Source organism: Mesorhizobium sp. PL10 (genome assembly GCF_053714315.1).
In genome coordinates this window covers 1-10,920 of sequence record NZ_JBSKBR010000062.1, presented here as the reverse complement: position 1 = coordinate 10,920, position 10,920 = coordinate 1, and the positions used below count along the sequence as shown (strand labels likewise).

Sequence of the window (10,920 nt, the reverse complement as noted above, 5' to 3'; positions counted from 1 at the left end):
TCGACGACTGCCTCTATGCGCTTCAGGCAACCATCCCGCATCTGACGCGGTCTTCATTGCACCGCTGTCTGCAACGCCATGGCATTGGCCGTCTGGCGGATGTCGAGGGTGACAAGCCGGCGAAGAGGAAATTTAAGAGCTACCCGATCGGCTACTTCCACATCGACATTGCCGAGGTCCGAACCGAACAGGGCAAGCTGCACATGTTCGCCGCCATCGACCGCACCTCGAAGTTCGCTTTCGTCGAACTGCATGAGAAGGCTCCGACGGCCATTTCCAGAGGTCTTTTCACTTTCGAAAACGGCTTCGCAGGCGGCAAGGATGTGGCCGCAGGCGCGCTGCAGCTCTTCAATCGAGGCGGCGTAGGAGATGCGGACATAGGGCGAGGCCATGAAGCCGCTGCCGGGCACGACGGCGACGCCGAACAATATCAACCACAAAAATGAACCCGCTCGGCAGCTCCTGCCGTCGCCTAGGAGGACGTATCAAGTGTCGTGCCAACTCCGCTGGGAGGCCTGAGAAAAGTGTTCTCGATTTTATTATTTCAATGACTTGAATGATGGTGGGAGCTGGAGGCAAACCGGACAGCTCGTGTCGTTCACTCGACAAAGCCGACGGCAGCGTCGGATGACACGGCGCGGAATTCGGTTTTTCGCGTTCGAGCGTTTGCCAGTGGTCCCATCAGGCTTGCGCCCACGCCTTCTGCCGGCCTTGCAGTGTACTGCACGCTTATCGCGTGTAAGTGCACCACTTGTCAGAGATAGTTCACATCGAACCACACACTGCGCCGAGCCTGGACATTTTTAGTCATAACCTCAGCAAATGCTACACCAGCCGCGATTTTCCGATGCTTAGTTCTCCGGCTACTGGGGCGGCGCCCTGCCCCTTGCAAACCTCTGCTCTAAAGTGTTGCAAGAAGTTTCCATCTCGCATTCGTGGCTGACGGAGGAAGACCGGGTGTTCTGTCTCTCGCCAATGTCGAAGCGGTTGGTTGCAACCAATTCGCTACGAATTTGGTAGGCGCCGGTGCTGTGCCCGGGGATCGACACTTCGCTGGTCTTGAATACGCGACGCAGCAGTGCCAGCGTCGCTCCGCAAACAAGGACACCGATCTCGGTTGCCGTGTAACTTAGAGTGGTCGCCTGAGTGATGAGTGGGCCCGATATCTGAGCTACGCTGAGTGAACCCTCCTCCCCAGATCGAACCAAGGCCTCGCCACTGGCGACGCCGCAGCATATCCGCACCACTTGCCCGCTTGCGGCACGCAAATATTTGCCTCGAAGATCTATTGCGGCAAGGACCGCACGTTCGGCGTCCACTTCACTCGCAGCGGGGTAGCCGAACACGGCCAGGCACCGGTCTGCTACGCATCCGATTATCTGACCGCCGAATCTTGGAACCGTCTCACGGCAAAAGACCTCCATCGGCTGCACCAATTTGCTGATATCTTCAGCGTTGAGTTGTTGGCCGGCAGCAGTTCCGGCGGAAATGCCGAAAGCTGCAATAATGACTATGCGCCTTTCTGGTGTACCAAAGACGTTTGCGGCAACGCCGCCCGAATCACAGGAGACAGTGGGGCGATCATGCTGACGCAGGCGCCGGTAGACTTCGACTGTCTCCGCGCTGGGGCCAGCGTTCCGCTCTTGCCGAAGGGTGCTTTCCAAACGGTTAAATTGCATTAGAGCCTCAGCACTCCTCCCCAGAGAGTGCAGGCTCCGCATTGCGCCGCAGTGCGCTGCCTCATGCGCCGGATCCATGGTGATTATAGCCAGCGCCGTCTTTAGCACGATGTCCGGCTCACCATGCTCTTCATCGTGTGCCAGCACAGTTTCGAGCGCCGAGACCGCGAGATCGCAAAGTCGTTGTCTTTCAGCCTGCAACCAGGCTGCAAACGGTGCCGACCGGATGCTCAAGCCCGCAGCGAAGTCACCTCTGTATAATTGTGGAATGCTCCGGATACGTTCGGTGTCGCCAGAAAGAGCAATATCCTCCAACTTCCGACTGTCGACAGCAATGACTTCGTGCCGTAGCATCAAGGTCCCTTGACGGGCCTCAAACGGATCCGGACAACCGACTTCTTTCAGGAGTTTGCGTAAAGCAGCCAATTCCTGGCGCAAGCTCGCACGTGCTTGCTCTTCACCGCTCAGAGGCCACAGGCTGCCGGACACCTGTTCTCGCGTACAGCCACTTACTCCGCATTGCGCCAGCAATGCGAAAAGCGCCCAGGACTTCCGTGTGCTAAGGCGAAGCTGTGTTTGCTGTTTGCCGCTGAGCATGCACCGGCCGAGCAGTGTTAGTCGCAAATCCAAGCGTGCCTCCTGAAGCCGGGTGCATATAAGCCTCGTAGAAGACTGCAACATATACGAGTGTTGGGCCTCCTGTTCGCTTTTTACGCGCTTTTTACGCCTGTCGGCTGGAAGTACAGTTAATAATTATATAGCGACATATGAGTACATATAACTTTTCAAATAATACACACAAACATTAGAAGGAGCGACTATAATGGAAGAGCCAACGACAAAAATCTGAGATCTTTCTATGGCAGGCCAGCCGCTACTCAATGATGCCGAACCGTTCCATGACGCCGAAAAGTACGCAACGATCCCGACGATCTGAAGGACACACCAACATCAAAAGCTGCGTCTGTGGACGGATACGCCTGCTGGAAAACCTATAGGTCGGAAATCACAGATGCAATGAAGGCACCCTCAGCTGTCCACGGCTGTGCCTTGGTCCGAGACATCAAATCCCAGACCATCAACCCGGCCAAGTAAACCACGATGCGGCGCGCCCTCGCCGTCGCCATCGCACAAGACCGACCCACGACCGCCAATTTCTTCATTGAGGACAGTTCAGATACCGAAGCTACCGGTGAGGCATCGCTTGAAAATATTGACCGCAACAACGCGATTGAGCCTGCTCTGTGGCGCCGACCATGGCGTGGCCTATCAGCAGCTTTTCGTGGGGCATAAGGCTTTGAAAATCTCCAGCGGGACAATCGGCTGCTTGCTTGCGCCCCCTACATCACGTTGGGCGCAAAACGCGATATCCTCCAGATCCGCCCTGGGCCGCAATGGACCTTAATCCTGATGAATTGGAACAGGCCTTGAGGCCCGAACGCATGAGGCCCTATCCTGGCAGGCAGCGGAACGGACTTCCGGTCTCTACTCGCGTCACCTGAGCAAATCTTCGCCACCAGACCCAACCGAAGAACGGCCGCAGGCAATTCAGACCGCATCCATTGTCAAATGGCACGTGGGTACGGCCTGAACGAAGTTGCCATCTCATGAGCGGAGAACATAGCCCCCTGGGCGAAGGTCTAACGCCACACAGAGCCCTTGAACTGGCCTGTCGCGTCTTTTGGGGTTATGCCGGAAAGATCGCAATGGTTGGCGTCGCCCGAGATAGGTGCTTGGATTACACGAGCGCTCTTTACCGGCGCATCGATGACGCAATAGGCATCGAAGCGTGCGGGCAGACCTGGTATCGTGTTCGCAAGATTTCCGTCGGGGCGGCAGTTGACGCTAGCGCCGGTCAAGCGTCCGTCGGGTCCGACCTCTTCATTGCTGAAGTCGCATGTTCGGCCCGTCGGGGTTCCCGGCGCTCCGGGAGGGCCGCCTATCGTTACGCCACGAATGACCACGCCCGTAGTGACGGGCTTTGTCCCGGCTTTAGTACTGGAGTCCTCTGCATTCGTTGGCGGAACGGTGGCATAGGCTGCGGTGAGAGCCACCAACAAGCCGAAAGCTTTTGATTTCAAAGTCATCACTTCTCTCCTCTTATTGAAGTCAGTTCTACGTGGATCACAGCGGCTCCTGGAATGAGGACATGCCTGCACAGCCGCTAACGGAACCTGATGATGTAGTTGACAGCGATGTTCTTCGGGCGCGTTTCGTCGGCGATGCGTGCCGGTGCTATCGGCGAACTCGTTGCTTTGCTCGACAAGGATGTTCCGGCGGCATTGCCCTGCTGTGAAATTCCGGCCGGCTGAATCACGTCATAGGAGTGGGTGTGATCCTGCATGGCATCGCATTGTAGCGAGCCGACGGTATTTGCGACGTGGTTTCCGGTCGGATCGATCCGCTGGTCCGCATCTGGGTCCATCCCGGCACCCGCGTCGAGCCCGCGCAGGAACAGCCCGCGGTAGTCAGGAATTCGAAATTCCACTTCAGCGCCTGAAGACCTTTCGCCGTAGAGTGCACCCAAAACAGCGTAGAGCTCAGGGTAGGCAGTCAAGCTCAGATATCGTCCATCACAAAGCATCCAACCCTGGCTTTCGATATGACTAAGTGGGGCGTCAGCTTCTGTCCCTGGCTTCGATCCCGAGCTTGAGCACGCCGCGTTGGCCCAGATCGTGTTCCTGGAGCCGGTAACGGGATGGACCTGGCCGGCGAAAGGGCACACGGCACCGATAGGAATTCCCGCAAACATGATGGCATCCCTCCATTGCTGTTGGGTTTCTACTTTGAGAAATGCGATGGTTGGCACGTGGACTCGTGGTTCCTGTGAACCTCTCGAAAGCCACAATTAGCCCCGCTGGCTCCGCAACCTTGAGCGGAGCCAGCATTAGGATGCCCGGTCGACTAAGCCGCGGAAATATCCCAAGTATTGTCGCCCTGGAGCACGCAGTCGAGGTTGTAGACTGCGGACGGAAATTTCGCTTCGCCCGTCTGTGTGACCGTGTTGATGTTGAGCACCGTGCCGATCTTCAGGTTTGTTCCCGCAGCTACCCAATAGCTCGGCGTGGGGGTGAATGTGTGCTTCAGATTGGTTCCTGCCTGCACACAATAGGTTCCGGTTCCCGACATGCCGATGCCAACTGAAAATCTGTTGTTCGGTACGTCGGCGGCATCGTTGATAACCAGAGAACCACTGGGGGGCGCTTGGGCCGGATCGCTGAGACCAGGTCCGGGCGACAAGGAAAACTCGGTCGTATTCTTCGCGGCCGGGCTGCAATTCTTCGCCCCAGACGCCAGAAAATCGACGCCTGGGATCAACTGGCCCGTGTCGCTCCAAACAAAATTGTAGTCGATTTCCCAGGTGAACCTGATCTGGTCACCGACCCGAATTTGATACGGCGAGCAAAACCATGCCAGGGAGAAGACATCTGCCACCTGCTGCGGCATCTTTTGATAGACGTAAAAGGTCCAAGGTTGGGCCGAATCATTTTTAAGCAATAGCGAATATTGCGTGCCCTGAGCGAGTGCGGCCTTCGCCTGTTGAGATGCACGCAGATCATGTGACATCTCGTTTCGGGCATAACTGACGTGAATAGACATTGATATCCCTTTCCTGGAGCTTCATCGGATTGGCCGATGTTGGGGTCCGATTGCCATCAAAGGGTACTTAGAGGCCTCCACTTTCGAACAATCAAATATGCGTAAAAATTCGACTTCAGGCGTCAAATTTCAACTTTGGATCTTTTGCGCTTGACTAACGCGCTGGCGACATCAAATGTGTCACACATATGCGACCAGGCCGCAATCGGCCCTATGAACATGCCTTTCCATCCGCTAACGGATGAATGGACTTTCGTGATACTCGCATTTACTAACGCTTTGCGAGAAACATTTTCAAAGCAATGATTAACACGAAGGACTCCCGAGGATCGACTGTCACTTTCGCATGCCGGGGTTGTTCGATCCGCCTTCACTCAACTGGAGCGTCGTGCCGAGAGGCATGGCCGACCGCCGCTGTCGGCGTGACGCCGTTGGACCTCGGCTGGAAACCTTCGCTGCACGCCGAGCGCGCTTTTCACTCTGGTGTGGAGACATCTTTGGACGGCCTCGCCCCAACTGCGAACTCAAGCGCCGGAACGACATCCTTGACAAGCCACGAGCCAAGTTCATTGGCGTCGGGCCAATCCTCACGCCCGCCGAGCTTGTAGAGAACCATGGAAACCTTCCCCCATTGGCTTTCGCCCGGGAAGGTCGCGGGATGCACTCTCCAATCGGTGCCACTTTCGGGGTTCGGTTCGACGAAGACGGCCACGCTCTGTAGTTCAGTGCGCGCGCGGCGTGCTGGGTGCTCCAGTTTCGCGACCAGCGCTCCCTTGGCGACGTTTTTGCCCTCGAAATGTGGCTCGAGGGCCACCTGAATGTCGCCGACTCCCACGTTAAGCTTATGCGGCTTTTTCCATCTGTCGTCTGTGTGAATGCTTTTGTTCGTATTCCTCCGGACTGAGATAGTCGAGCGCCGAATGCAGGCGCTGCGTGTTGTAAACGGCATCGATAAAAGCCCCGATGCGCCTGCGGGCATCGTCTGCATCCTTATAGGCGAGACCTTGCACCTCTTCCTGCTTCAGGGTTTTCAAGAAGCTCTCCGCCTGCGCGTTGTGATAAGGATTGCCGACACGGCTCATGCTCGCCTGGATACCGTGCAGGTGCAGAAGTTCGGAGTAGGCCCCGCAGGCGTATTGGGCGGTCGGAATGGTGCACCAGGCTCCCGAATTCGGGGTGGCGAGTAGTGATGGCCATCTCGAGAGCCTCGATGGCAAGGCTAGCTCTGAGATGCGTATCCAACGCCCAGCCGACCACCTTGCGGCTAAACGCGTCGAGCACAACGGCAAGGAAAGCAAACTCCTCAGCCAGATGCAGGAACGTGATGTCGGCGACCCACAGCTGGTTGACCCCATTGAGGATCATTCCTCTGGCCAGGTTCGGCACGACGTGCCACCCATGCCTCGAGTTCGTCGTCAGAGGAACAAAGGGTCTTGCGCGCAGGCACAACAGATTGTCTTCACGCATGATCCGTAGAATGCATTTGTGATTGACTTGCCACCCCTCCCGCCGCAGCAGGGCTGCGATCCGGCGGTAGCCGTAGTGCGCGTTGCCGAGAGCCATCCTCTGAATGAGATCGCGCAAACCTGTCTCGGCCCGACGAGGGGTCGAATCCAGCCAGTGACGGTAATAACTCGCGCGGCTGACGCCAGCGAGCCAGCACATTCTGTCGATGTTGAATTCGCCTTGCGACAGGCCGGTCATCATCTTTTCGATGACTTGGAAGATCCCGTTTCGCCAGGAGCGCTGCTCCGACGATGATCTTCCTCGAAGTGCCGCAAGGCTCGCGAAAAAAATCGAGATCGAGCTGCTGTTGCCCGACTTTTTGCTCCAATTCCCTGATCCGGCGCCTGGCCTTGATCAGCGCCTTTTCCTGGGGCGCCGGCACGTCGACTGCGCTCTGCAACTGCGCGGCCCCGTCAACTCCTGCTGTCGATCTGGCCGGCCGGCCGCGCCGGCGTGACTTCAGATTACCATGGAGCCTGAGCTGATCACGCCACTCGTAAAGTCGTTGGCGACTGATGCCAACCTCATCTGCCAACTTGCTGACGGTTTCGCCCGCCTCCATGCGCTGGAGAAGCTCCAGCTTTTGTCCCTCATCAATAACTCTTTGCCTTCCGGCCATGCCCCAGTTTCGTCTCCTTGCAGGGAAACTGTCCGCGATTTTCTGTGTCTCAGTCCAGGGGTGCACTCCACCCTTTTCGGCTAAACCCCGGACATAACCAACCTGTTTGGGCCAGCCGCTTCAGGTCCTCCGGCACAGGTCCAGACACGAGCTGAAGCAGCCGCCGCCATGTGGGCAGTAGCGAAAATATTCACCATAAGCGGCCATCTTGATTGAAGGCCCCGCCGGCATAGCGGCCTCGCACCACCCGTGCCCCAATCACGGTGCGCCCCGCCTGGACTGGCAACCAACGGTTTTGTCACCCCCTAGGCTTAGGCTAGCCGGGCGCAGCACCAGATGACACGAACCTCTCCGAAATTCGGGCTATCATTGAAGGGCCGCGATCGTTTTCTACCCCAAGAAATGACTAATGCCCCGAAACCGGAGCTTGGAGCATTAGGTCGGCCTCATTCGGAGACCCCACGGGCTAGGCCCATGTCCTAGATGCCGCATCGCCGGGCCTACTTCAATAGCTGATCGCAACTCCAGCGTGAGGCTGCGGAAATCTGATCCAGCGAAAGGGTCGTTTGTTCAGTGCGGAGCTCCGCCGGCTAGGAGATATCGGTAGCCGCTCGTCGTCATCCATTGCGCACGGGCAAGGTGGGTCGACCAAGCTTTGAAGCCCGGTCCGGCTCTTTCTCCGGATCGATGTGCAGAACAATCTTGGCCACCTCTCGCCAGTCAGCGTTCTCGGCTGCTGCATCGAGAAGCCGAATATAGGTGAGTAGGCGCTCCTCGTCATAGCCGGTCAATATCGGCGAATCCGGTGCCTCGTCGGCGACATCGGGATCTAATAGAGGCTTGAGCATGCGCCATTCGTAGCAAACGCGGTAGGAATGGAAAAGCCCGCTTTTGCCAGCCTTGGCCAGCCAGGCGGCCCGGGATCACTAGGGTTGCCGCTCGGCTTCGGAACCTGCCTGTTCGCGCTGGCATCCCTTCTTCTTTTCCCATTCGGCGTAATGCCGTCGCCCGGTCCTTCCGGTTCCGCAAGCGGGGGCGGAGATCCTGCGCCTCGTCATCGATCATGCGCAGCGTTCCCTCCCCAGCGGGCTAGCCATCCCAAGTTCCTCGCAAGGGCGCGCGACCGCAACCGCGGGCTGACCTGCGCCCCGCAGGAGGTTACAGGTTTCATGGAGTCCTGCCAGTGATCGCCACGGACGATCCGATGTCCCCGAGAAGCCGAAAGCGGCAATTGAAACCAAGCATTTCAGATCAGGTCCGGTCGTGTAGTCCTGCACCTTAAAAACATTGTGTAACGCCCTCCCCTGAGCGAACCGCCGCCGCTCTAGAAACATGGACCCGAGGCGGGCCGACATCGGCTTCACGGGCTGATGCTTCAAAGCTGCGCAACGACTTGCACCCGCGCCTCGGTCGCGCAATGCTGCGCTCTGTGTCCAGGACAACTCGACGGGATAGACTACCCTCACTCCACGTGACGAAAACGGGGGAAAGTAACTTCTGCCGCCCGCTCTATGGGTGGCTATGTAAAAGCTTGCGCGTTGGGTTGGGGGGTAACTTTCGATGCTTTGGCGCGACCGTCAATCGGTACCTCTATTCCCTTGCCGCCTCTCGATCCGCCTCTGAGCTCGCGCCAGGCTAAAGCCTCATAGGCTTACCGCGTCCTTGTATCGCCACGACCAGGCTTTTTCGTTTCTTCTTCCGTCAAGCGTTTGGTCGACAACACTTCTCGCCTCAAGGCTCAACAGCATCGATCGCGCCTTGTCATCCAGGCTTAGCGGACGCGTTTCACCCTCCTCGTCCCGCCACATTGCGATGGTTCTATTTGGCGGGAACTTGCCAGCCGCAGTGCTTCGCTCCATCAAGCCGAGCGAGGTCACGGTCAGCACTGATGTACCTGGATCGTCCGCAAGGGTAGCAGCATACCGGGCTGGCCATCTCGCAGGTATTTGCGGCCCATCCATCAGGATAGCGAACAAGAGATTGGGACCGATTGCCCTAAGGATGTCGTGGCAAGGATCGCTCCGAGCCAAATCTTCACATATCATTGTAGTGAAAACGGAGGTCTTTCTGAAATGGAAGAAATGTATCTCGCGTTGCGCAATTTTGTGGCTCTCCCACCAGGCAGAGCTACCATCTAGAGATTTCGCAAGATCGTAGTCCTTGATCTGCGATTGTGCCAACCGCCAGCGGTGATGCTTCCTTCGGCTTGTCAGCAGGTATCGGCTTTCTTTGTCTTTTAACGCCGATAACTCATTGTTTTTCCACATAGCTGTCAGCACGAAATTGCCCTCTTCCCCTTCACAATTCGTGCTGCTTCCTGTGATTGCGAACTCTAGCTCCGGCGCGATCTCTTTGACCCGCCCACAAATCTTGTTAAATATCGCCTCCGTCAGCGCATATTCTGGGAAAATTATCCCATTCAAGGATTCGCCTTTGAGCTTGAGTTTCGCTTTGCGGACCTCGTCGGCCACTAGCTCGATAATGGAATCCTGGTCCACCAGCCATTCTTGGACCACTTCGAAATTACCCCATTTGGGGCGTCTGTCCTCGTGAGGCAGTGCGGTATCCTTGGTTCGTATCCAGTTGTCCCTCATTTCGAAGGGCAGTGGAATAATCAGGATATCCAGGGCATCGGCATCTTCTTCCAGTTTCGAGTTAATCGGTTGATGCCAGTGGCATCGAACGTTTCCAACGTGGGGAATATACGCAACGTGACGGGTCAAGTTCCGCATGTTGCAACCAACGGCGGATATTCTGTTTTTTGGCTGGACACAGCCCACATCTGGATCGCTGTCGCGGCCGAACGTTGGAATCTGTCGCTTCGCCCTATAGGCGCCCTGTTCCGTTAGCTTTCGCGGCCGTGCAAAGGGTTGGGCAAAAAACTGTTCGAATGCATTCACCAGCCATCGGGGTTTGTCCGGGTCGCGGGGCGATCCAAGCCCGGCGCAGGCTTGGTCTGCAATTATCAGCAGCTGGAGGCCTGCTTTCCACCATTTCGGTACATTTTTCCGGGCGCTTTTCTGCGTATAAAAGGATGCCCTTATCGGCTGATTCCACGCGCCGATCACCACATCCCATAGGTCGTAAACGAAATCGGGAGTCTCTTCGTTCTCAGACCACTCAGTTCCAGCTCGCTCGCATCTCGCCCTGTCCTCCAAGCTCAAAGTGAAACTCAGGGGCTGCTCTCCTGCTCGGGGAGTCACGTCCGGATCAGGATCGAAATAGGTGAGCAACCCAGATATATGGAGGATTTGCGCAGCAGTAGCGAAAAGGTCGGTAGGCCAAATGGGCGGGTCGAACCAAGGTACCGACGTATCTTCCAGGCTTTCCTCAAGCGTGATAACGGGTTCTTGGCCGTCTTGTGATGGAATAAGGGGCACGGTTCCCATTGGCATGATGCTCATCACGGTATCACCGACCGTGTGACGCGCACTTTCCTCAGCCATTTAGTCCCGCCCCCCTCATATGAGGCGTGTCGTGTCAATGGTAGCGGCGGCGGCCTAATCACTTTCGGAC

General features: G+C 56.9%; 8 protein-coding genes and 3 pseudogenes. 1 reads left to right on the top strand and 10 read right to left on the bottom strand.

The annotated features are described in order from the left end of the window. Positions 1-263 (top strand): annotated as a pseudogene (locus tag ACWGTO_RS32005) (IS481 family transposase); the annotation flags it as partial. A 600-nt stretch (positions 264-863) separates the two neighbouring features. Here the strand turns inward: ACWGTO_RS32005 and ACWGTO_RS32000 are convergent. From ACWGTO_RS32000 to ACWGTO_RS31955, 10 genes and pseudogenes are all read right to left on the bottom strand, one after another. Further along, on the bottom strand, positions 864-2,309 hold the full coding sequence (locus ACWGTO_RS32000) for a BTAD domain-containing putative transcriptional regulator (protein ID WP_454578739.1): 1,446 nt from the start codon (positions 2,307-2,309) through the stop codon (positions 864-866). A gap of 1,010 nt (positions 2,310-3,319) precedes the next feature. After that, the gene (locus ACWGTO_RS31995; protein WP_454578738.1) at positions 3,320-3,766 is read right to left on the bottom strand and encodes a protein rhiC; all 447 of its coding nucleotides are present in this window, start codon (positions 3,764-3,766) and stop codon (positions 3,320-3,322) included. Positions 3,767-3,843: 77 nt separating this feature from the next. After that, the gene (locus ACWGTO_RS31990; RefSeq protein WP_454578737.1) at positions 3,844-4,488 is read right to left on the bottom strand and encodes a phage tail protein; all 645 of its coding nucleotides are present in this window, start codon (positions 4,486-4,488) and stop codon (positions 3,844-3,846) included. Between the two features lie 95 nt (positions 4,489-4,583). Beyond that, positions 4,584-5,279: a protein rhiA gene (locus ACWGTO_RS31985; protein WP_454578736.1), complete on the bottom strand. Its 696-nt coding sequence runs from the start codon at positions 5,277-5,279 to the stop codon at positions 4,584-4,586. A 475-nt stretch (positions 5,280-5,754) separates the two neighbouring features. Next, positions 5,755-6,114, bottom strand: coding sequence for a hypothetical protein (locus ACWGTO_RS31980; RefSeq protein WP_454578735.1), 360 nt, complete (start codon positions 6,112-6,114; stop codon positions 5,755-5,757). A gap of 7 nt (positions 6,115-6,121) precedes the next feature. Next, positions 6,122-6,373 (bottom strand): integrase core domain-containing protein, encoded by a 252-nt coding sequence (locus ACWGTO_RS31975; RefSeq protein ID WP_454578741.1) that lies wholly within the window; start codon positions 6,371-6,373, stop codon positions 6,122-6,124. After that, positions 6,270-6,944, bottom strand: coding sequence for an IS3 family transposase (locus tag ACWGTO_RS31970; protein ID WP_454578740.1), 675 nt, complete (start codon positions 6,942-6,944; stop codon positions 6,270-6,272). The genes ACWGTO_RS31975 and ACWGTO_RS31970 overlap by 104 nt, the downstream gene beginning before the upstream one ends. A 313-nt stretch (positions 6,945-7,257) precedes the next feature. Continuing rightward, positions 7,258-7,347 (bottom strand): annotated as a pseudogene (locus ACWGTO_RS31965) (transposase); the annotation flags it as partial. 627 nt (positions 7,348-7,974) lie between these two features. After that, positions 7,975-8,252: pseudogene (locus tag ACWGTO_RS31960) on the bottom strand (DNA -binding domain-containing protein). A 795-nt stretch (positions 8,253-9,047) separates the two neighbouring features. Continuing rightward, complete coding sequence (locus ACWGTO_RS31955; protein ID WP_454578734.1) at positions 9,048-10,850, bottom strand: hypothetical protein; 1,803 nt, start codon at positions 10,848-10,850, stop codon at positions 9,048-9,050. Between the last annotated feature and the right edge of the window lie 70 nt (positions 10,851-10,920).